Source organism: Amycolatopsis sp. NPDC104775, from assembly GCF_055583325.1.
Map to the genome: position 1 here is coordinate 637,517 of NZ_JBVJOE010000004.1, position 21,107 is coordinate 658,623.

Annotated in this window: 21 protein-coding genes; 8 read left to right on the forward strand and 13 right to left on the reverse strand. The window is 69.6% G+C overall.

All coding sequences use genetic code 11. The features are described 5' to 3' along the window. The first annotated feature begins 72 nt into the window (after positions 1 to 72). Positions 73 to 1,371 carry a DUF1800 domain-containing protein gene (locus ACZ63D_RS21610; RefSeq protein WP_465356109.1) on the forward strand — a complete coding sequence of 433 codons (1,299 nt, stop codon included), beginning with the start codon at positions 73 to 75 and terminating at the stop codon, positions 1,369 to 1,371. Between the two features lie 6 nt (positions 1,372 to 1,377). Continuing rightward, complete coding sequence (locus tag ACZ63D_RS21615) at positions 1,378 to 2,601, forward strand: DUF1501 domain-containing protein (RefSeq protein WP_465356110.1); 1,224 nt, start codon at positions 1,378 to 1,380, stop codon at positions 2,599 to 2,601. Here ACZ63D_RS21615 and ACZ63D_RS21620 read toward each other — a convergent pair. Further along, entirely contained in the window at positions 2,590 to 3,894 is a 1,305-nt protein-coding gene (locus ACZ63D_RS21620; RefSeq protein WP_465356304.1) for a sensor histidine kinase, read from the reverse strand. The two genes, ACZ63D_RS21615 and ACZ63D_RS21620, sit on opposite strands and share 12 nt — an antisense overlap. 5 nt (positions 3,895 to 3,899) lie before the next feature. Beyond that, a complete protein-coding gene (locus ACZ63D_RS21625) occupies positions 3,900 to 4,580 on the reverse strand; it encodes a response regulator transcription factor (protein WP_465356111.1) in 681 nt (226 codons plus the stop codon). A gap of 239 nt (positions 4,581 to 4,819) precedes the next feature. Here ACZ63D_RS21625 and ACZ63D_RS21630 point away from each other — a divergent pair, with 239 nt between their 5' ends. Continuing rightward, positions 4,820 to 5,293, forward strand: coding sequence for a flavodoxin family protein (locus ACZ63D_RS21630; protein ID WP_465356112.1), 474 nt, complete (start codon positions 4,820 to 4,822; stop codon positions 5,291 to 5,293). 44 nt (positions 5,294 to 5,337) lie between these two features. On the opposite strand, the gene ACZ63D_RS21635 is transcribed toward ACZ63D_RS21630, so the two are convergent. Beyond that, the gene (locus ACZ63D_RS21635; RefSeq protein ID WP_465356113.1) at positions 5,338 to 6,348 is read right to left on the reverse strand and encodes a hypothetical protein; all 1,011 of its coding nucleotides are present in this window, start codon (positions 6,346 to 6,348) and stop codon (positions 5,338 to 5,340) included. Positions 6,349 to 7,182: 834 nt separating this feature from the next. Here ACZ63D_RS21635 and ACZ63D_RS21640 point away from each other — a divergent pair. Further along, positions 7,183 to 7,623, forward strand: coding sequence for a hypothetical protein (locus tag ACZ63D_RS21640; protein ID WP_465356114.1), 441 nt, complete (start codon positions 7,183 to 7,185; stop codon positions 7,621 to 7,623). A 78-nt stretch (positions 7,624 to 7,701) separates the two neighbouring features. On the opposite strand, the gene ACZ63D_RS21645 is transcribed toward ACZ63D_RS21640, so the two are convergent. Then, on the reverse strand, positions 7,702 to 9,204 hold the full coding sequence (locus ACZ63D_RS21645) for a glycosyltransferase family 39 protein (protein WP_465356115.1): 1,503 nt from the start codon (positions 9,202 to 9,204) through the stop codon (positions 7,702 to 7,704). 245 nt (positions 9,205 to 9,449) lie between these two features. Between ACZ63D_RS21645 and ACZ63D_RS21650 the strand changes: the two genes are divergently transcribed. Next, positions 9,450 to 10,655 (forward strand): L,D-transpeptidase, encoded by a 1,206-nt coding sequence (locus ACZ63D_RS21650; protein WP_465356116.1) that lies wholly within the window; start codon positions 9,450 to 9,452, stop codon positions 10,653 to 10,655. Positions 10,656 to 11,147: 492 nt separating this feature from the next. Here ACZ63D_RS21650 and ACZ63D_RS21655 read toward each other — a convergent pair whose 3' ends face one another. Continuing rightward, positions 11,148 to 11,945 carry an NYN domain-containing protein gene (locus tag ACZ63D_RS21655; protein WP_465356117.1) on the reverse strand — a complete coding sequence of 266 codons (798 nt, stop codon included), beginning with the start codon at positions 11,943 to 11,945 and terminating at the stop codon, positions 11,148 to 11,150. 249 nt (positions 11,946 to 12,194) lie between these two features. Between ACZ63D_RS21655 and ACZ63D_RS21660 the strand changes: the two genes are divergently transcribed. Next, a complete protein-coding gene (locus ACZ63D_RS21660) occupies positions 12,195 to 12,830 on the forward strand; it encodes a DivIVA domain-containing protein (RefSeq protein ID WP_465356118.1) in 636 nt (211 codons plus the stop codon). 310 nt (positions 12,831 to 13,140) lie between these two features. On the opposite strand, the gene ACZ63D_RS21665 is transcribed toward ACZ63D_RS21660, so the two are convergent. Further along, positions 13,141 to 13,842, reverse strand: a complete 702-nt coding sequence (locus ACZ63D_RS21665; protein WP_465356119.1) for a PAS and ANTAR domain-containing protein — start codon at positions 13,840 to 13,842, stop codon at positions 13,141 to 13,143. Positions 13,843 to 13,943: 101 nt separating this feature from the next. Beyond that, on the reverse strand, positions 13,944 to 14,405 hold the full coding sequence (locus tag ACZ63D_RS21670) for an ATP-binding protein (RefSeq protein WP_465356120.1): 462 nt from the start codon (positions 14,403 to 14,405) through the stop codon (positions 13,944 to 13,946). 264 nt (positions 14,406 to 14,669) lie between these two features. Here ACZ63D_RS21670 and ACZ63D_RS21675 point away from each other — a divergent pair, with 264 nt between their 5' ends. Then, positions 14,670 to 15,107 carry a MarR family transcriptional regulator gene (locus ACZ63D_RS21675; RefSeq protein WP_465356121.1) on the forward strand — a complete coding sequence of 146 codons (438 nt, stop codon included), beginning with the start codon at positions 14,670 to 14,672 and terminating at the stop codon, positions 15,105 to 15,107. 160 nt (positions 15,108 to 15,267) lie between these two features. On the opposite strand, the gene ACZ63D_RS21680 is transcribed toward ACZ63D_RS21675, so the two are convergent. From ACZ63D_RS21680 to ACZ63D_RS21705, 6 genes are all read right to left on the reverse strand, one after another. Further along, positions 15,268 to 16,467 (reverse strand): PP2C family protein-serine/threonine phosphatase, encoded by a 1,200-nt coding sequence (locus ACZ63D_RS21680; RefSeq protein ID WP_465356122.1) that lies wholly within the window; start codon positions 16,465 to 16,467, stop codon positions 15,268 to 15,270. Beyond that, on the reverse strand, positions 16,467 to 17,489 hold the full coding sequence (locus ACZ63D_RS21685) for an ATP-binding protein (RefSeq protein WP_465356123.1): 1,023 nt from the start codon (positions 17,487 to 17,489) through the stop codon (positions 16,467 to 16,469). The genes ACZ63D_RS21680 and ACZ63D_RS21685 overlap by 1 nt, the downstream gene beginning before the upstream one ends. Beyond that, a complete protein-coding gene (locus tag ACZ63D_RS21690) occupies positions 17,486 to 17,923 on the reverse strand; it encodes an anti-sigma regulatory factor (protein ID WP_465356124.1) in 438 nt (145 codons plus the stop codon). Before ACZ63D_RS21690 ends, ACZ63D_RS21685 begins: the two co-directional genes overlap by 4 nt. Further along, complete coding sequence (locus tag ACZ63D_RS21695; RefSeq protein ID WP_465356125.1) at positions 17,913 to 18,305, reverse strand: STAS domain-containing protein; 393 nt, start codon at positions 18,303 to 18,305, stop codon at positions 17,913 to 17,915. Before ACZ63D_RS21695 ends, ACZ63D_RS21690 begins: the two co-directional genes overlap by 11 nt. Further along, complete coding sequence (locus ACZ63D_RS21700; protein WP_465356126.1) at positions 18,302 to 19,171, reverse strand: STAS domain-containing protein; 870 nt, start codon at positions 19,169 to 19,171, stop codon at positions 18,302 to 18,304. Before ACZ63D_RS21700 ends, ACZ63D_RS21695 begins: the two co-directional genes overlap by 4 nt. Before the next feature lie 94 nt (positions 19,172 to 19,265). Then, positions 19,266 to 19,733 carry a MarR family transcriptional regulator gene (locus ACZ63D_RS21705; protein WP_465356127.1) on the reverse strand — a complete coding sequence of 156 codons (468 nt, stop codon included), beginning with the start codon at positions 19,731 to 19,733 and terminating at the stop codon, positions 19,266 to 19,268. Positions 19,734 to 19,875: 142 nt separating this feature from the next. Between ACZ63D_RS21705 and ACZ63D_RS21710 the strand changes: the two genes are divergently transcribed. Beyond that, on the forward strand, positions 19,876 to 21,087 hold the full coding sequence (locus tag ACZ63D_RS21710) for a PP2C family protein-serine/threonine phosphatase (RefSeq protein ID WP_465356128.1): 1,212 nt from the start codon (positions 19,876 to 19,878) through the stop codon (positions 21,085 to 21,087). The last annotated feature ends 20 nt before the right edge of the window (positions 21,088 to 21,107 follow it).

Here is a 21,107-nt window from a genome sequence, read left to right on the forward strand (position 1 = left end):
CGAAGCTGTGGGTCCGCTGAAAGAACCCGCACGCTGCTGGCGATCCGCCGCGCGGCTCCCGATGATCGGGGCATGGCGGTCATTTCCGAGCGCGCGGCGGTGCGTCGGCTGCACGACCGGCTGGGGTTCGGGCCCCGGCCGGGCGATCTCGACGCCGGATTCGCCGCGACTGTGGCGCGGTTGCTGGCCACCGGGCCGGACGCGGGTGCCCAGGCGACGCCGCTTCCGGACGTCGGCGCTCCGCCGCCGCGGCCGGCGAAAGCGGACAAGGCGGCGAAAAAGCAAGCCGAGCAACAACTTCAGGCGCAAGCCTCGCGTGCCGCCCTGTGGTGGCTGGACCGGATCGCGGCCGCGGACCTCCCCGCGGTCGAACGGCTGACCTGGTTCTGGCACGGGCATTTCGCGACCAGCGAGCAGAAGGTGCGCAGTCCGCGGCTGATGCTCGCGCAGAACCAGACCTTGCGGACGTTGGGCATGGGCAGCTTCACCCAGCTCGCCCACGCGATGATCGTCGACCCGGCGATGCTGCTGTGGCTGGACGGCAACAGCAACAAAGCCGGCAAGCCGAACGAAAATCTCGCGCGCGAGTTCATGGAACTGTTCACCCTCGGCGTCGGCAATTACACCGAGACCGACGTCCGCGAAGCCGCGCGTGCCCTCACCGGATGGACCGCGACCCGCGAGGACCCGGTCGCCCGGCTGACTGCGCGCCGCCACGACGCGACGCCGAAGACCATCCTTGGCCAGACCGCGAATTTCGACGCCGGTTCGTTCGTCGACCTCGTGCTGTCTCGACCCTCTTCGGCGCCGTACGTGGTCGGGCGGCTCTGGTTCCGGCTCGTCTCGGCGACGCCGCCGAGTGCGGACGCACTGGCCCGGCTTGTCGCGGCGTACGGGCCGGGCCGTGACATCCGGTCCCTGCTGGCCGCGCTGGTCAAGGAAGACGCGTTCCACGATTCGGCGACGTCCTTGGTCAAGCAGCCGGTGGAATGGCTCGGCGGCCTGCTCCGCGCGCTCCGGGTGCGCCCGTCCGCGCTCGACGCCAAGGCAGGCGCCGAGTTGCTGACGGGGCTGCGGGGGATGGGCCAGGTGCCGTTCGAGCCGCCGAGTGTCGGCGGCTGGGCGGCTGGCAGTGCGTGGCTGACGACGTCGGCCGGGCTCGCCCGGCTGCATCTGGCGCAGCTCGTCGCGCAGCACGCCGAACTCGGCACGGTGGCGAAAGCGCAGGACAAACCGGCGGCGATGGGCGACCTGCTGGGCGTCGACGGGTGGTCCGACCGGACGCGCGCGTGCCTCAGCGGCGTCGCGAGCGATCCTCGGCAGCTGGCGGCGATCGCGGCGTGCGCGCCCGAGTACGTGGTGAGTGGGTAGGAGACCATGAACAAACTGACCCGTCGGCGGTTCCTGTTCGCGAGCGGCGTGACGGCCGCCGGCGCGCTCGCGGCCGGTGCCACCCAGGTCGACTGGACGCACTTGATGTCCGCGGCCCAGCAGACGCCGCTCGACCCGAAGGACGGCGTCCTGGTCGTCGTGACGTTGTATGGCGGCAATGACGGACTCAACACCGTTGTGCCAGCCGGAGATCGCGCCTACCAGAACGCCCGGCCGGAGCTGGCGTACCAGCCCGAAGAAGTGCTCGACCTCGGCGACGGACTGGGCCTGAACCCGGGTTTGAAAGGCCTGAAAGGCTTGTGGGACAGCAAGGAGCTGGCGATCGTGCGCGGGGTCGGCTACCCGAAGCCGGACCACAGCCACTTCCGGTCGATGGCGATCTGGCAAACCGCGTCGCCGGACACGCCGGTGCCGACCGGCTGGCTCGGCCGGTGGCTGGACGCGTCCGGCGACGATCCGTTGCGCGCGCTGTCGGTCGAGCCGGTGCTTCCGCCGATGCTGGCGGGCGCGCAGACCGCTGCGGCGTCCATGCCGGTCGGCGGTCTGACCGTGCCGAAAGGCGCGCTGGGCAAGGCTTTCCAAGCACTGGGCACCGCGCAGCACGGCGAGGGCTACTGGCAGGCGAAAGCGGCGCGTTCGATCGCTGACCTCTATCGCGCTGAACAGGCGTTGGGCGCGGCCACGCGTCCGGCCAAGGGCGCGCACAAGGCCAAAGGCGGCCACAAAGACGGTGCGCTGGCCGCGCAGCTCGACGTCGTCGCCGGGCTGATCGAAGCCGGGGTGCCGACCCGGGCGTATTCGGTGTCGCTGGGCGGTTTCGACACACACGCCGACGAACGCGGCACCCAGCAGCGGTTGCTCACCGAGCTGGACGGCGCGCTGACGCCGTTCGTGCAACGGCTCGGCCGCACCGATCGCGGCAAGCAGGCAGTCGTGCTGGTGTACTCGGAGTTCGGCCGCCGGGTCGCGGCGAACGCCAGCGAGGGCACCGACCACGGCACCGCCGGTCCGGTTTTCGTCCTCGGCAACGGCGTGCGCGGCGGATTCCACGGCGACGAGCCGAGCCTGACTGACCTCGCCGAGGGGGACTTGAAGGAAACGACCGATTTCCGCGACGTCTACGCGACCATGCTGGCGCAGGTGCTCGGCACCGACCCGGGCCGGGTGCTGCCCGGCCACTCCGGCCGCCTCGAGGGGCTACTCGCCTAGGACCGGCTCCAGCCCGGACAGGACGAACCGCGCGCCGCCGCCGGGGCCTTCGACGCACCGGAGATCGCCGCCGTGTGCCCGCGCGAAGCCGCGCGCGATGGGCAGTCCGAGGCCGGACCCGCCGGTGTCGCGGTCGCGGGCGTCGTCGAGCCGGACCAGCCGGTCGAAGATCCGCTCCCGATCCGGTTCGGGAACACCGGGTCCGGAATCGGTCACTGTGCACCCGTCCGCGGTGACGTCCAGGACGAGGCTGCCCTGCCCGTGCATCGCGCGCACCGCGTTGTCGGCGACGTTGGCCAGGATTTGGGTGAGCCGGTCCGCGTCGCCGCGGACGACAGTGTCCGATCCGGACACTTCGACCCGGATTTCCGGTGCCAGCACAGCGATCCGGTCGGCTTGTGCGCGGGCCAGCGCGAGCAGCGAGACCGGTTCGCGGGCGATCTCGGCACCGGCGTCGAGCCGGGCGAGGTCGAGCAGATCGCTGACCAGTTTCCCGGCCCGTCGCGCCTCGCGGGCCAGCAGCAGTTGGAGCTGCGCGGCGTGCTCCGGGTCGCCGGAGGCTTGCACCAGGGCCTCCGCCGCTGCCTGAACGCCGGCGATCGGCGTCCGCAACTCGTGCGCGGCGTCGGCGACGAACTGGCGGGTCCGCTCTTCCGACGCCCTCGCGGTCTGCTCGGCGCCCTCCAGCGCGTCGAGCGCCGAGTCGAACGCTGCCGCGGCGCGGCCGAGTTCGGTATCGGCCCGGGCCGGCGTCAATCGACCGCCGCGGCCGCCGGAAACGATCGAACGGGCCAGCCGGGTCATCGCGTCCAGCGGCGCCAACGCCAGCCGGACGCCGACCAGCAGCAAGAGCGCGGTCGCGACGATCGCGGCGAGCCCGGTGATCAGCAGCAGCCTGCCGAGCCGTGCTTCCGCCCCGGCTACGATCGAATCGTCCGCGATCAGGGTCAGCTTCGCGCCGTCGATCCGGGCCGGACCGCTCAGCGTCGCCTTGACCTGTTTCAGCCGCGATCCGGCCGGCGGGGCCGGTTCCCCGACGACCGTGCCGTCCGGCAGCGCCAGCCGCCCGTGCACGCCGGCCGTCTCGACCCGGCGCAACAGGCTGGCCGGGCCGACGTTCTGCCGGGCGAGCTGCTGCGCGAGCTGGACCCGCCCGGCCAGCACCCGGTTCACGTCCTGTTCGGCCTGGGTGCGGAACACCGCGAACACGACGAACCCGACCAGCGCGAGCACCGCGATCAGCACGACCAGCGAGGTGACGGTGACCCGGCGGTACAGCGAGCCGGTCTTCATCCGGCTCACGGACGGTCACCCCGCAGGACGTAGCCCTGGCCGCGCACGGTGTGCAGCAGCCGCGGGCCGTGCGCTTCGAGTTTCCGCCGCAGCGTACTGACATTGACCTCGACGAGATTCGCGCTGTACTCGTCGTAGCCCCACACCGCGCTCAAGATTTGCGCCTTCCCGACCACCCGGTCGCGGTGCGCGGCGAGATACGCCAGCAGCTTCCACTCCGTGACCGTCAGCTCGACCGGCTCGCCGCGGTAGAGCGCGAGCCCGGCGTCCAAGTCCACCACCAGATCGCCGATCTCGACCGCCGGCCGCGCACGACCGGTCCGGCGCAGCACCGCGGTGACCCGCGCGACCAGTTCGGCCAGCACGAACGGCTTCACGAGATAGTCGTCCGCGCCTTCGCCGAGCCCGCGCAGCCGGTCCTCGACGCCGTCGCGCGCGGTGAGCATGACCACCCCTGCCGCGCAGGTCCGCCGGACGACCCGCAGCAGCGCGAACCCGTCGCGGCCGGGCAGCAGCACGTCGAGCACGACCAGATCGGGCCGGAAACGGGCGAGCTCCGCTTCGAGCTGTTCGCCGTCGGGCAGCGCCCGCACCGCGAATCCCGCCGCTCGCAACGCGACTTCCACCGAAAGCCGGATCGCTTCGGCGTCCTCGACGACGAGGATGCGCGGTTCGCCCTGGACCATGGCCGAAGTCTAGGCGCCCGCAGCGGAGCGGCGGCGCCGAACGGGTTCCTGACGAGTAGGAATTCGGTGGTCGCGGGATTGACGGCCAGCGCCCGCGGGAACTCGCGCGTTCTCTCGTGTCACATTCGCCGCTCGTGCCTCGTCCTGGAGTGGTGCGGACGATCAGGCCGGAGACCGTGGCAGGTCTCGCGGCCCGATCCGGCACTACAGCGAAGAAAGAGAAGCGAAGGGACAGCGTCATGAAGTCCGTCATCGTGTGCACCTCGGTGTCGCACGGCAACACCAAGAGGATCGCCGACGTCATGGGCCAGGTGCTGGACGCCCCTGTCACCACTCCGGAAGAGGCCGACCCGGCCGGGCTCGCCGGGTGCGATCTCGTGGGATTCGGTTCGGGGATCTTCCTGGGTTCCTTTCACCCGCAGTTGCGCGAGTTCGTCCGGTCGCTGCCGCCGGTGCGCCGGGGAGCGGCGTTCGTGTTCGCCACCAGCGGGTTTCCCGAAGCTCGGTTCCAGCCGTTCTTCCGTCCTCTGGTACGGCTTCTCGAGCGGAAGGGGTTCGAGGTGGTCGATTCCTTCTCGTGTCGCGCGTGGGACACCTACCTTCCGTTCAAGCCGATCGGCGGCATCAAGAAGGGCCGACCCGACGCTGCCGATCTGGAGGCGGCACGCGTCTTCGCCGAGGGGCTGCGGTCCCGGGCCGGTGCCACGTCCTGAACGAGCATCGAAGCCGGGCCGCGAGAACTGTCGCGTTCATCCTGTTACCGCGTGTCGCATCCCGGGTAGCTCGTCGGGCAGGCGGTGTACCGGATGGGGTGGGCATCGATCATCGAGGCGATGGTGGGCCAGTTGTTGATCGGCCTGCCGACCAGATAGGTCCACATGAGATGGCTGGCGTGCAGGTAGTCCTCGCCGTTGTTGTAGATGTCGAGAGGCGTGAAAGGCGCACCGGCGTCCTGGAACTGGGTGCCGAGCAGTTCCGGCTCGTCGACGTTCTGGATCACGGCGATGCTGCCGGTCAAGTTGGGGCATCCCGTCCCGGGATATCCCGTCACGCACTGCTGTCCCCAGGTCAGTTCCTTGGGAGGATGGACCTTGTCGGCCGCGGTCTTGCCCAGCAGATCCGGTCCGCCCTCCGCGACCCGGTGTGCGTTCTGAAACAGGACCAGCGCGCTCGTAGGGGCCTGAGCCCCCATGAAGTTGTTCTCGAGAGTGACATTGGTGTTGGGGAACGCGGCCGTCGCCGCGGTCAGCATCCGCTCCAGCTGGGCCAGTTGGTTGTTGTCGTTGTAGCCGCCGCCTTCGCCGACCTGGGAAGCGGTCTCGGTCAGCTCGACGCCCTCGACGTCGGGATTGTTGTTGTAGCGTGCGCCCAACGCGCGCAGCAGCGCGATGACCCGGTCATTCACGGCCGGACGCCAGACGGCCGCGGTGATGGCGAACCCGCCACCGCCGTACCACCAGCCACTAGTGCCGGCTTTGGGGGCGGACCCGTAACTGGCGGTGTCCGTCGTCAGATAACTCGGGAGCACCTTGGTGAGCAGGCCGCCTGGATCTTGGTCGTGCGAGTGCAGGAATCCGCTCGACGAAATATCGATCATCAACTTCTTGCGCGGAGACGGGTTGCCTTGGTTGAGTTGCGCCAGTTCGGCATCGATGACCGAAAAGTCGTAAACCCCTTTGCCTGTCTCGAGTGCGGCCCAGTAGTAGTTTCCCTTCCAACCCCGGACATGCGGCGAGGTGTTGACGACTCGGAGTTCGCCACTCGCCATGCTCGCCGGAGTCCTCGCGTCATGCCACCAATCGCTCGTCATGTAGTGGCCTGGATGCCACTTGACGGCGGCACTCGCCTGGCTCGTGCAGGTCTGGTCTGGCGCAACGGTTTCAGCCTGGTAATCGGTGCCCGAGGCAGCCTGGCCGGTGCACGATTCAGCACTGTCGGCCGTGGAAGTGGTATTCGCGAGGAGGCAACTAGCGGCTAGCAGAATTGTTGAGACAAGGAGGTGTCTCGCTTTCATGATCTCTCCCAACGGAGTGACTCGGTGCAGGATGGGCGTTGGCAGGCGGCGGCACCATGCCCCAACGACGAGAGAATCGCTTCACGCCTGCCCTCCGTGCAGAGTCGAGCGGCGATCTGTCCGGATTGACCGCCCGGCTCGATGGCGCCCGGGGCTGGCCGACCACCTCTGCATCGTCCGCGATTCCGGGATCGTTACCTGGTTTCCCGAACGGCTGCTGGGGAATATTCCATTGCGGTCACAGTGATTCATGTGCCGTGACGTGAATAAACTGTCCATTGTGGATACAGGGTGCGGCCGTTTGGGTCAACGAGGTCAGCCAGCTGTCCCGCAGGCGTGGTAGCGCGGATGGCTCATCAGGCGGCCGGGTGCCAAGTGTCCACTAGGGACACAGTGTGTGAAGTGCCGCGAATTCGTACCCGCCGGAACTGGGGAGGGCGTTGAGCGGTGACACCCGGTTCGGTTGCTGTGGCCCACGATCGGGTGGTGTGGAGCCGATTCTTCGCTGTCTTGTCGGGCTGGGCTGGGAGGGTAGGTCTGTTGCCGTCGGGAGGGTTCCCGACAGGATCAAAGTGGGAGGGAGTCGTGATGGGAACGAAGCGGTCGACCGCCGCACGGGGTGCGGGGTTGGCTCTGGTCGCTGTCCTGGTGGGTGCTGCGGCACCGGCGGCTGCGCACGGCCAGGAAGCCGACCGGGTTCAATCGCCTGGTTCGAGCATTACCCTGACGAAGTCGGACAACGGTAACCACGTGCGCGTGGACGTGGGCGACACAGTCACCGTCAATCTCAAGGCCTTCACCAAGAACGGGGCCAAGTACGCGTGGGTGAGTGCGCAATCCAGCGATCCCGCGGTGCTCACGCGCACCTCGGACAGCCTGACCCCGGACGGCGGCGTTCGATCGGTTTTCCGCGCGAAACATCCTGGCACCGCCACAATCAGCACCACATCACGCTGTGTCAAATCCGGGCCGAGCAGCCCGTGCACTGCGAAGGTCGAGCCCTGGAGCGTGGCCTTGACCGTGAAGTGACCTCACGAAGCGGGGACAGCTCACCGGAGACGTCCTGCGATCACCGGGGCAGCCGTGGTCACGAGCGCCGCAGCGGACTCAGTAGAACGTCCGCAGCCGGGGCCAGATCCGCGACCAAGGCTCGAAACCTGGAGAACACAGCGAAATCTCGGTGCCTTGTTCATCGTTGGGCAGTCCGAAACCGTTGTCGTTGACGGCGACTCGCTGGCAGCCGCCGAACGCGGTGAGTGCCGCGGAGCGGAGTTTGCCGACGTACAGGATCGGGCCGGTCATCGTGTCCGGCGGCGGGCCCCAGTCCGCGTAGGACATGTGGTTCGAGTACGGCCGGGGCAGGCCGAGGCTCGGGCCGAAGCGTTCGAGGGCGCCGGCTTGGCCGTAGTTTGCGGTGAGGACGACCGCGGTCGCCCGCTGGTCTCGCGGGATGCGCTGCCAGGCGCGGGCGACGGTCGAGGCGAGTTCCGGCCAGCCGACTTGTTCGCCCTGGTCCTTGTTGAACGCCAGGACCGGACCGTCCAGTGCCGTGATCGGGAGTACCGGCAGCCCGACGACGACTGAGATCGCGGTGCCGGCGGCGGCGAGGATCCCGGCGGTGCCGCGCCGGAGTTTCCCGCCCTGGGACAGCCATCGCAGTGTGGGATCGACCCCGGCGGCGAGCGGGAACAGCAGCAGCGGCACCGCGTAGTACGGTTTTCCGCCCACGAACAGCAGCATGAGGCAGGCCACGGGGTAGCTCAGCGCGTATGCGCGTGCCCACCGCAGTTCCGGAGCGCGCCAGAGCCGGACGAGGCCGGAGATCCACACGGGCACGAGCACGGGAGAGAGGTAGACCAGTTGCAACGGCACGAAGAGCAGGCGGTTCTTCGTGCCGTCGTCGGCGCTGATGCCGCCGGCGACGGTCAGCATCGGGAATCCGTGGCTGATCTGCCAGAACAGCTGCGGCAGCAGGAGCACGACCGCGACGGCGATTCCGGCGATCGTCCAGCCGCTGGCGAACACCGCGCGCGGTCCGGTGATGAGCAGGGAGATGCCGAGCGCGGCGAGCAGCACGAGCACGAGCCACTTGTTCGCCATCCCGACGCCGACAGCCATGCCGATCGCGAGCCACCACCGCCCGTCGCCGGTGCGCAGCAGCCGGAGTCCGAGAAGTCCGATGGCCGTCCACAGGACCATGTCCACGCTGTTGGTGGAGAGCATGTGCGACACCACGAGCACATATCCGGACAACGCCGTCGCCGTGGCGGCGGCGAACTGTGTCCGGCGTCCGCCGCCGAATTCCCGTGCGACCAAGGCGACGAGAATCGTGGTCGCCGCGCCGCACAGCGTCGCGGCCACTCGCAGCCCGCTCGGCGTGTCGCCGAACAGCGCGGTGGCGGCCTTGGCCAGCAGCGGGGTGATCGGCGGCTGGTCGACGTAGCCCCAGGCCGGACGGTCGCCCGCGGCGATGAAGTACAGCTCGTCGCGGTGGAATCCATAGCGGCTGGACAACGCGGTCAGCACGGCGATCTGCGCGACGGCGACAGCCGCGACCGGCAGTGCCGCGAAGCGGGGCAGGGACGACCTCGGCACAGCGGTTGTGGTCACGAGCGCACCCCTTCGGGGTAAGGGCGGGGCAAGAATATCGGTGAAGTCCCGGCGAGGTGCTTCCTTTTCCGTAATTCTGGAGAATCCCCGGAAGCGCTGATCAGCAGGCTGTCGACCAGGGTCTGCGGTGATCGGGACGTTCGCGAAATTGGTCGTTTATCGGACATCAAGGCATAGAGCGCCGGTGCGCGGGGGAGAGATCAAATCGTGATGCAACGTGCGGTGCGGTGGGACGTCTGAGGGGCGTGAGAGCGATCCGCATTGCCGGCCTCGGCTTGGTGGCCTTCCTGCTGGCTTCATGTAGTGGACAGAGCGACGTCGAGGGGGCCGCGCGTGCGGCCGGGACAGCCGGGACGACGACAGCGCCCGCCGTACCGGCGGCGACGGTGGCCTTCGCGCCCTCGGACCAGCTGAGTCCGAAGGACCCGATCGTCGTCAAGGCGTCGGGCGGCACGTTGCAGGCGGTCAAGGTCGTGAACCCGCAGACCGGCAACAGCGTCGCGGGCGGCCTCTCGCCGGACAAAACGACGTGGACCAGCACCGATCACCTCCGGTACGGCGCGACGTATCAGGTGGTCGCCACCGCGGTGAACCAGGCGGGCACTCCGACCGAGCAGCGCGGGGAAGTGCACACCGTCAAGCCGGCCGGGGTCGCCACTCCGGCGCTGTTCCAGCCGGTGTCGGGCGATTTCGGCGTCGGGCTCGTCATCGGGTTGAAGTTCGATCACGACATCGCCGACAAGGCCACGGTGGAGAAGTCGTTCAAGGTGACGTCCTCGCCCGACCAGGACGGCAGCTGGTACTGGGTCAACAAGCGCGAAGTGCACTACCGGCCCAAGGACTACTGGAAAGCGGGCTCGACCGTGAAGCTCGAGACCACGACCTTCGGCATGCCGATCGGCGGCGGCCTGTACGGCGGCCAGGACGTCTCGGCCACCTACAAGGTGCACGACTCCTGGATCGCCAAGGCCGACGGCAAAATCCACCAGATCACCGCGTTCCACAACGGACAGCTGGTGAAAACCGCGCCGATCAGCATGGGCAAGACCGCCGACACCCCGCCGCGGGGCCCGACGCCGACGTTCAACGGCACCCACACCGTGCTGGCCAAGGTCGACCACACGATCATGGACTCCTGCACCTACGGCGTGTGCGAGGGCGACCCCGGCTACTACAAGGCGCCGGAGAACTGGGACGTCCGGATCTCCAACGACGGCGAATTCCTCCACGAGAACCTGAAAACGGTCGGCGTTCAGGGCAGCGACAACGTCTCCAACGGCTGCCTCAACATGAACACCGAGAACGCCAAGTGGTTCTTCGACAACTTCAACGTCGGCGACGTCGTCGAGATCACCAACTCCGGCGGCCCCCAGCTGGCCATCGACAACGGCCACGGCGACTGGGCCATCAGCTGGAACGCCTGGAAAGCGGGCAGCGCCCTCCGCGGCTGAAGTCAGGTACACGGTTCAGAGCACCGCCGCACGGCCGGGCAGAACGCTCGGCCGTGCGGCCTTTTCGGCTCTGGAGCGGCGAGGCGCGTGGGCACCAGCGCGCGGCGGGATGCCGGGAAGGTGCCGGAGCCGGACTGCTCGCGCTGCTCGACGCGGTGAAGCAAGGGAAGAAGCAGTGACCCGTCGGTGGTCTGCAGCTTCGGCACCAATCTCGGCGCGACCACGCGTGCCGCAGTCGGGTCCGCGCTGGCCGAGATCAGTGCGAGACGGCGATCGGCGCTGCCCGTGGCGCCCGCGTGCGCAGAGTGGAGGACACCCGGTGCCGCGCAGCTCGCCATGCGGGGATGCGGCGAAGGTGCTGGACGGCCGTGCGGACTTCCGGCGGGCTGGGGCAAGCCGCGTCCATGGCAGGGAGGCCGCTGTCGGGTCTGCCGGTGCGCACCATCCTGAGGGGGTACCCGGTCGCATGTGGACTAAGCGCCGGTGCGGAGTTCAGGTGTGGTCGGGGGAGTGCGTCGTCTGCTTGTCGGGCCGGTATCGCTTGTCCCGGATGTAGACGACCGCGGGTTTGCCGTCGCCGGGGCTGCGGCGCTCCAGGTCGAACAGGGTGGTGGCGGTGACGAGGGTGCTGAGTTTGGCGTAGCCGTAGTTGCGGGAGTCGAAGTCGGGTCGTTGTTTGGTGATGATGTTGCCGACGGCTCCCAGCGGCGCCCATCCGTCGTCGTCGGAGGCTGCGTCGACGGCGTTGCGCAGCTGGTTCACCAGTGCGGTGTCTGCCTTGAGTTCGGCGGCGGAGGCGACGGGTTTCTGCTTGGGCGGCGCTTCCGCCGGTTCCGCGGGAGCGTGGGTGTAGGCGAGGTTTTCGGTGTAGACGAACTTGTCGCAGGCGGCGACGAAGGGCTGGGGTGTTTTGCGTTCGCCGAACCCGTAGACGGTGAGGCCGGATTCGCGCAGGCGTGCGGCGAGCCGGGTGAAGTCGCTGTCGCTGGAGACGATGCAGAAGCCGTCGAAGCGTTCGGAGTAGAGCAGGTCCATCGCGTCGATGACCATCGCGGCGTCGGTGGCGTTCTTGCCGGTGGTGTAGGCGAATTGCTGGACGGGCTGGATCGACTGGGCGAGCAGGTGTTCTTTCCAGCCTTTGAGGGTGGGGCCGGTCCAGTCGCCGTAGGCGCGTTTGACGTGCGCGGTGCCGTACTTGGCGACCTCGGCCAGCAGCGCCTCGATGATCGAGGGGCGCGCGTTGTCCGCGTCGATCAGCACTGCGAGACGGGCTGCGTTCTCACCGGCCATGGACGACCCACCTCCTGTGGACAGCACGAGGTTAGCCGCCAGAGTGAATCTGGGACAGGTGACCTCGCGGTGCCGGGGTCCGGCAGCACGTGGGGGCTCGCGGGGAGAAAGAGCTGTGCCTGGTGCTGCTGGGCACAAGCCGGAATGGCAGGGCGGCCTGATCAGCATTTCCGGGGAATTCCTGGTAGGACACGATCGGCGTGCTCAGCCGCCCTGTGGCCGCGTGGACGGTCCTCCGAAAGCGCTCTTGTGGGGGTCGATGCCTGGTTTCGGATTGCCAGGTCGGCTGTCGGTGCGGACACTCAGCACATGGAGAATGTGGTTGCCGAACCTGAGACAGCATCCGAGTCTGACGTCCGGTTCCCCGTCGTCATGCGCGGATACGACCGCCGGCAAGTGGACGAATACGTGCGAGTCGTGGAAAAGCGAGTGGAACGGCACGAAAGGGCGCGAAGGGCGGCAGAACGCAAGCTGGCCAGGGCGAACATCCCGGGTCCTCGGGCCGCGGAGGCCGAGCTTTCCAGCGGGCTGGGCAAGCGGATCGAAAAGATCCTGGAGGTCGCCGAATCCGAGGCCGAGGAAATCAAGAGGCACGCCCGCGCGGAAAGCGCGGAGATCCTGGCTGCAGCGAAGAAGACGGCCGCCGACGCCGAGTCCGCCCGAGCGGAAACCGAACGCGCCGCGCGCGAGGAAGCGCAAGCCATCGTATCTCGTGCCAGGGAAGAAGCCGCCGCCATCAGGGAGGCGCACCAGACAGCCTTGACCGAACTGGGCCAGATCGCCGACACCCTCAACGAGATACGGCACCGTTTCGACGGTGACAGCGAGGATCCTGCGGAGACGGACACCGCGAGTCCGGTGCCTTCGTCGTCCGAACCGGAGTGAAACCAGTTGAGTCGGTATCGAGTTCGGTGAAAACAGCTTTCCGCTGGCCACCGGCCCGGAGTTAGCGCTTGCTCGCCGTGGCGTCCGGAATTTCGAGACGGTTTCTTCGGCGAATCGGCGGACGCGTTCATCGTCGCGGGCGACGTCGGGAAAGCGGACGATCGCTTAGCGGATTCCGGCTGCCGACGACAGCGTTTTCGCGGAACGGGTCGGTCCTCGATCCCCTTTTGCGTGGCGTCGTGCGAAATTGACACACCCGCTCGCTACCACCACAGGTGAATTCCGGGTAGCAGGCTACCGCCCGCGGAGCTTACGGTTCCAGGTCAGCGGAGTCTGCCTGAGGACGTTCGTGTGCGGTGAGCAGCAGGTGGTCGAAGTGGGCGCGGCGTTCGTTCGGTGCGGTGCCGAAGGCGGGCAGGGCGTCGGCGAGGTTGGCGGCCAGGTCCCGCAGCTTGGTGTTGGTTTCCTGGGAGCGCCATCGCAGGATGTCGAAGGCGTGGTCGGCGGTGATGCCGTAGACGAGCATGAGCGCGCCTTTGGCCTGTTCGATGGGTGCTCGGGCGTCGACGACGCCGGCGAGTTCCTGGTCGAGGGTGTGCTGGCGTTCGTCGGCCAGGTCGGCGTCGAGGTCGATGTAGTAGCCGGACGTGCCGACGGTGGCGCCGGTGCTGTCGTAGAGGCGGTCGGCGACGACGAGCACCTGGTGCTCGTGCCCGGCGGTGTCGATGATGCGGTGGCGGCTGCAGAACGGCGAGCGGTCGCGTACGGCGGCGGCGAGGGTTTCGGCGACCGTGTCGCGGTCTTCGGGGTGTTTGTGGGAGAGCAGCAGTTCGGTGGTGGGCTGCACGCTTCCCGGCGCGTACCCGTGCAGCTGGGCGACCTCGTCGGACCACTCCCAATGCTGGTCGGCGAAGCGGAAACGGAAGCTGCCGATAATGCGGGCGGGCCCGCTCCCTGACCGGTCCGGAGCGGACGGGGTCGTGGGGTCAGGAGAGTCCGCGAGATCGGTCACCAGCCCATTTTGCCAGTTCGCGGCGCTTCCGCCGGACCAGTCCGGAGCCAGTCGCGCGCGTCGCGGGGGCACTGGCCGGTTCCTGTCCCGGAGCGCTCGCCTCAAGCGTGCGCGGCGACGCCGAATTCTGTGTCGCCAGCGGGGATGGGCCAGGTCATGGCGATGGTGGTGCCGGTGGTGTCGCTGTCGATGGCGAGGTCTGGGGCGAGAGCCCGGATCAGGGGCAGGCCGCGGCCGCCGTGAGTTCTGCCGGTGTTGTCGAGCCAGCGGCCGTGGTCGGTGACCGACACGGTCAGCTCGGTCGGGCGAAGCCGGGCGGTGAGCGTGAAGGTGACGGTGCCCGCGGGTTCAGTCGGGCAGACGTGTTCGACGACGTTGACCATCGCTTCGTATGCGGCCAGCTTCACGTCGTCGACGAGCTCGTCGGGCAGTCCGCGAGCGCGTGCCCAGTCGGCGAGAACCGTGCGGAGTGCCGCCGCTTGCGCCGCGGTCGCGACCACCTCGCGCACGAACCCCGAGCCCGGGTCGGGGGCAGGCTCCCCGGCGGGCTCACGAGCGGTCATCGCGGGAGTCCTCTCGCTCGCTGTTGAACGATGCCCGAGGTCTACCCGCCCGGGAACAGGTTGAACCATCAGGTGACACCGTGCGATGTCCGGAGCGCACCGCCGCTGGTTCCCAGCTTCTCGGGAAGGTCGATCGGGAGCAGTTTCGACCCTTGTTTCGGAGAGCGGCGTTAAACTGGAGCGACGGCTCGACCCAGGGATGCCACAGTGAACGCAGTGAATCGGACCCGCAGGGCTGGCGCTTCACAGCAAGCAGCGGCGGCGGTGTCGGACACCGCCGAACTGCTCGAGATTTTTTTCGACCAGGCGCGTGAGGCGTCGCCGAGGCCGTTGTCGCTGTCGCAGGTGCGCGCCGTGGTCGCGCTGGACCGCTATGACGGGTTGAACCTGCGGTCTCTGGCCGAGCTTCTGGGCTCGACGCCGCCGTTGACGAGCCGTCTCTGCGATCGCCTGGAAGCTGTCGGATTCCTGGTGCGGTTGCCGAATGCGCAGAATCGCCGGGAATTGACGCTCCAGCTCAGCGACGCCGGACGGGCCTATGTGCAAGACCTGCGCGCGCGGCGGCGGGCGAGCCTGCACGCTGTGCTCGCCGGGTTGAGCGATGACGAGCGAGACGCCCTCGAAACCGGGTTGCGCGCGTTTCAGGCGGCCGCTGCGGCGAAACTGCATGCGGACAGACCGGCGCCGGCGAAAAGGACCTGACCGAAGTCGCGTGCCGAGGGCGAAGCGGGTGGCCCGCCGCCCTGGGCTGTTCGCCGATCCGCACCCGGAGCGGGGACCTCACCACAGTTTCTCGGCCTGAGCCGCGTCGTCGCAGTGACGTGCACTGCCGCAGGCCGTTGATGCCGCAGCGATTCCCCTGTCAACGGCTGCCGTTCGCCGGAGCGCGGCGCAGTGCGAGCAGGACGGTGTCGTCGGTGTGCAGGACGACATCGTGCATGCGGGCGACGAGGTCGCCGGGGAGGGTGCCGATCGGGTGGCGGGCGTGCGCGGTGGCGTGGTCGAGCAGCCGGACGAGGCCTTCGTCGAGGTCGCCGCGGCTTTCGATGAGTCCGTCGGTGTAGAGCAGCAGGGTGTCGCCTGGGAGCAGGGTGCGGAGGGTGAGTTCGGGGCTGCCCGGGTCGGGGAATCCGACGCCGCGGCCGACGACCGGGGGATGCAGCAGGTCCGCGGCTCCGGCGGCGGTGAGCAGCAGCGGCGGCGGGTGGCTGCCGTTGGCCAGCGTCGTGAGGCCGGTGACGGGGTCGATGCGGGCCAGCAGGACGGTGGCCATCAGGTCCGGTTCGATCCGGGCCAGCGTGTCGGAGGTGCGGGCGATGAGGTCGCGGAACGGGTGGCCCTGCAGGGCCAGGGTCCGGATGGCGTGGGTGACGGTGAGCGCGTGCCGGGTGGAGGTGACGCCGTGTCCCACCGCGTCGACGAGCGTCACGTGTAGGGAGCCGTCGGGCAGGACGAACCAGTCGTAGAGGTCGCCGCCGGTGGGCGAATCCGGTTCGGTCGGCGAGTAGTGCACGGCGAGTTCGAGGCCGGGCGCGTGCGGCGGCGGGGGCCGCAGCGCGTCCTCGAGTTCGCGGAAGATGAACGCGTGCGCGGTGCGGAGTTGTTCGTCGCGCTCTTCGAGTTCGACGTACATCGCCAGCACGCCGCTGTTGGTCTCCGCGAGTTCGTGCTTGAGTTCCCGCTGCTGCTGGGCGAGTCCGTCGGCGCGGGCGATCAGCGCGAGCATTTCCTCGCGGGTGGCCGTGTTGTCGTCGGCCGGAGCGGGCGCCGGACCTTGCCCGGCGGGGAGATACCAGGTCGGGGTGGCGTCGTCGCCGGCGTCGGGCAGCAGCGGGAGATTGTTGCGCCGGGCCTGGTCCACCGGGTCGGGCAGGCGGAGGGTGATGGCGAGCCGGTGCTCGGCGGCGACCGTTTCGAGGCCGACGCGCTTGCCGGCGGCGAGGACGGCTTCGGCGAGCAGGGTCGCGGACAGGACCAGGCGCGCGCGATCGTCGGCCGGGACGCCCGCGTCGGCGCACGCGACACGCAGGCGCAGGCGGAGCTGGGCGAGGTCGGGATGCATCAGGCGAGCCAATGGGGGTGCAGGGCGATCATGGCGGCGTCGTCGCGCGGATTGCGGTGGTGGTGGGCGAGTTCGGCCGCCAGCAGCAACGCGTTGGCGGTCAGGGGCAAGGCTTTGCCGCCGGGCGGCAGGGTCCGCCATCCGTGGCCGACGCCGTCGGTCTGCAGCAGCACCAGGTCGTCCTCGGACAGCGGGGCCTGCCGGACCTGAACGGCGGGCAGGCTGAATCCGACGATGCCCGGGACGCTCAGCAGCAACCGGGGTTCGCGGGCCCGGCCGGCCACCGTTCCGCTGACGTTGCCGACGCCGCAGAAGTCGAGCCGGTGCGGGGTGATCCGGGCGAGGGCGACGGCGGCGCCGCGGGTGACCCGCAGCGCGCGGTGCATGCTCGCGAGCTGCTGGGGCAGCGGCCGGTCCGGATTCTCGCCGAAGACGCGGATCGCGAGATCGGCGGCCTCGGCGGCGTCCGGGCCGTGGCCGAGCCCGTCGACGGCGACGGCGGTCCAGCCGTCGTCCGCCTGCGCGACCGCCACCGCGTCCCCGCACTGCTCTTCCCCGTCGCGGGGCAGGCAGAAATGCCCGATCGCGGCGGCCCGGCCGGCGGGCGTGCCCGGGGCGAGGAGCCGGGCACCGGCGACGGTCCCTCCGCCGGGTTCCGAGTGGATCCGGAACACGGTGGCCATCCGGCTGACCGCGCCGAGACCGGTGCCGAGGGTGGCGGTGGTCGAGTTGCCGTCGAGCAGCCAGTGCCCCACGTCGGCCATCCCGGGCCCGTCGTCGGCGGCGAGTACGTCGACGCCGTGCCCGATCGCCGAGCGCTGCACGACCACCGAGCCGTTGACCGCGTGCTTGCTGAGGTTGCTGGCCAGTTCCGAGGTGACCACGGCCGCGCGTTCGGTGAGCACGTCGGGCAACCCAGCGGCGCGGCCGGTCTCGCGGGCCGTGCGCGTGGCGGCGTATACGGCGCTGGCGTGGTCGACGCGCACGTGCCGGGAGGGCGGCAGAACCGCGGCGGCGTTCACGGTTTCCAGCGCACGATCGTGACCGTCGTGCCTTGCCCGGGCACGGTGTCGAGCTGGAACTCGTGGGCCAGCCTCCGGGTGCCGCCCAGTCCGTGCCCGAGCCCGGCTCCGGTGCTGAACCCGTCGGTCATCGCCCGTGCGACGTCGTCGATGCCGGGGCCTTCGTCGCGCACCCGCAGGCGCAGCCCGACCCGGCCGGTGTCGCCGCGCACGACCTCGATCGTCAGCGTGCCGCCTCCGCCGTGGATGTAGGCGTTGCGGACCAGCTCGCTGGCCGCGGTGACGATCTTGGTCTGGTCGACGATCGAGAAGCCCGCCGCGACCGCGCTGGCGCGCACGGCGTGCCGGGCGGCGAGCAGGTCTTCCTCGACCCGCACGAGATGCTCGACCGGCGGGGTGCCCTGTCCGGGATCGGTGAGTCCGTCAGGGAGCATGAGGCGCCTCTTCGGCGGCCTCGGCGGGCCGGCGCCAGCCCAGCAGCTCCATCGCCTGTTCGGCGTTGAGCGCGGTCTGGACGCCGGTGAGCTGCAGTCCCAGTTCGGACAGGGTGATCGCGACGGCCGGGCGCATCCCGGCGACGATCATCCGCGTGCCGAGCAGCCGTCCGGTGTCGGCCAGCTGCATCAGGACGCGCGCCACGAAGGAGTCGATCAGTTCCAGCCGGGAGATGTCGATGACGACCCCGCGGATCCCCTCGTCGGCGACGCGGTTGGCCAGTTCGTCGGTGAACGCCAGCGCGGCGGTGTCGTCCAGGTCGCTGAGCAAGCCGCTGAGCAGGACGTCGCCCAGCCGCAGGATCGGCAGCCCGGGGTTCACCCGTTCACCGCGCCGACGCGGGGACGTTCTCCCAGCAGCTGCATCGCGGTGGCGAGCGCGTCGGCGAGAGACCCCCGGGTCACGATGTGCGACAGGTCGATGCCCAGCTGCGTGATGGTCCGCGCGATCGGGGGCCGGATCCCGCTGATGACGCAGTCGGCGCCCATGAGCCGCACCGCGGACACGGTCTGCAGAAGATGCTGGGCGACCGCGGTGTCCACCGTGGGCACTCCGGTGATGTCGATGATCGCGACGCGGGCTTCGTGCGCCTGGATCGCCTCCAGGAGGTTGTTCATCACGACCTGGGTGCGGGCGCTGTCCAGCGTGCCGATCAGCGGCACCGCGAGAATGTGCCGCCACAACCGCACGACCGGGGTCGACAGTTCCAGCATCTGGTTGTGCTGGTCGCGGATGATCTGCTCGCGCCCAGTGGCGTAGACGGCGAACGACAGCACGCCGGCGCTGTCGAGCAGCTCGCTGACCAGCAGTGCCGCCCGGTAGCATAACGCCGGGTCATCGCTGCGCCGCTCGACCGCGTCCAGCAGCGTCCGCTTGAGCGCCAGGATCGACATCGCGGTGGCCGACGGCGCCGCGCCCGCCCGCGCCCGCCGCTGCGACAGCGACGTCAGCGCGTCGCGCACGGCCGGGTCCCGTTCCGCGATCAGGTTCGCCGGCAGCTCGGTGCCCAGCGCGGTGCGCAGCGTCTCGAGCAGTTCCGCGGCTTCGCGGCGCAGGCCGGGTTCGTCGTGCGGCTCGCCCGGGACCTCCAGCCGCTGCCGGACCCAGTCGTTCACCAGGGCGGCGTGGTCCTCGTCCAGAGTCCGCGTCAGCAGACCGCGGACGTCGCCCTTGTCCGTGCCCGGCACCCGTATCCTCCTGCGGTCGGGGCCGTGCCGCGTAACGCCGACCCATTGTTGTCATATAACAACATTCGAGGGTAGCGGTGCAACACCGGGGGGCTCACTCCGGCTCTTCGGCACGCTCCTGCGCGGCGACGGCCGCCTGGTATTCCCTCAGCCCGTGCGTCAGCGCGGCACGGCCGGCGGGAGTCATCCGCTCCAGCACCGCCTGGATGTTTTCCCGGCGGCGAGCCCGCAGATCCCGCAGGTAGCCGCGGCCGCGTTCGCTCAGCCGCAGGGTCAGCTCGCGGCGGTCGCGGGAATTCGGCAGCCGTTCGAGGAAGCCGACGGCTTCGAGCCGGTCGCACAGGCGGCTCGTCAGCGGAGGTGTGGACCCGAGCAGCTCGGCCAGGGTCCGCAGGTTCAGCCCGTCGTGGCGGTCGAGTGCGACGACCGCGCGCAGCTGGGTGTTCGACAGCGGGCGCGGGGATGCCTCCCGCGTTTGCTCGATCACCGCTTCGAGCAAGTCGGGGAGTCCGGACGTGCCAGCCGTCCCGTTCTGCCGGGACTGCTCGCGGGACCGATTCACGGTCTCCACTGTGGCATCCATATGCTGAACTGGCAGTACAGCTCACGCGAATCGCCATAGACCGGCACGCCCGGAGCGGAGCAGACTCGACAGACTGACCGCGTGCCGCACCGGCGCCCGGCGGCGTGAGCAGGAGGCGGCGTTGGACAGATCCCTGGCGGTCGAGCGGTTGCTGCGCGATGTGCCGCCCCACGGCCTGCCCGCCGCGCTGCGCTCCGCGCTGTCCGAGCATTTCGGCGCGAGCGCGGTCGAGCTGTGGATGGCCGACTACGCGCTCACCGAACTGTGCCAGGTGAAAACGCTGCCCTACACGACAGACCCGATCCCGGTCGAGGGCACCACGGCCGGGACGGCGTTCGTCGCGCAGGCCGCCACGTTCGCCCACGACAGCGCCGGAGTGACCGGGTATCTGCCGGTGAGCGTCCGCGGCGACCGCCTCGGCATCCTGGCCGTGACCCTTCCGGAGGAACCGGAACCGCAGACCTGGGCCGAACTCGAACGGTTCGCCGAGGCGCTGGCCCACGAGCTGTTCGTCGCCGACCGCGACACCGACCTCTACATCCAGGCCCGCCGCTCGTCCCGGCTGACGCTGGCGGCCGAAATGCAGTGGCAGCTGCTGCCCGGCCGGGCCTGCACCCGCGCCGAGTTCGCCCTCGGCGGCCAGCTCGAACCCGCCTACGCGATCTACGGCGACTGCTTCGACTGGTCCGCCTCCGCCCACAAGCTCGCCGTCACCCTGATCAACGGCATGGGCGAAGGCAGCGAAGCCGCCTTGCTGACCAACCTCGCGGTCAACGCTCTGCGCAACGCCCGCCGCGCCGGCGTCGAACTGGACGCGCAGGCCGAACTGGCCGACCAGGCGGTCTACGGGCACTACCAGGGTGCCGGGCACGTGGCCGCGCTGCTGCTGGAGGTCGATCTCGGCACCGGCATGGTCGACGTCGTCGACGCCGGGTCCCCGCGGTTGTGGCGGCTGCGGGACGGCAAGGCCGAGCGGATCCACTTCGAGGAGCAGCTGCCTCTGGGCATGTTCGAGGAAACCGTCTACGCCGTCCACCGGTTCCAGGCCGTCGACGGGGACCGGTTCGTGTTCGTCAGCGACGGCGTCTACAACGCCGCCGGGCTTCTCGGCGACCTCTACGGCGACCGCGAGCTGGCCGAGGCGGTCGTGACGACCGCGGACCTGCCCGCAGCGCACGTGCCCGGCATGATGCTGCGCGAACTCGCCACCCGCCGGGACCACGTCCAGGCCGAGGACGACGCGATGGTGGTCTGCCTGGACTGGTTCGGGCCGACGCCGCTGCCCGGCGAAGGCAACTCCAGCACGGTCGCGGCGGCCAGTGCCGCGCACTGAACAGCGCGCGGCACCGGCCC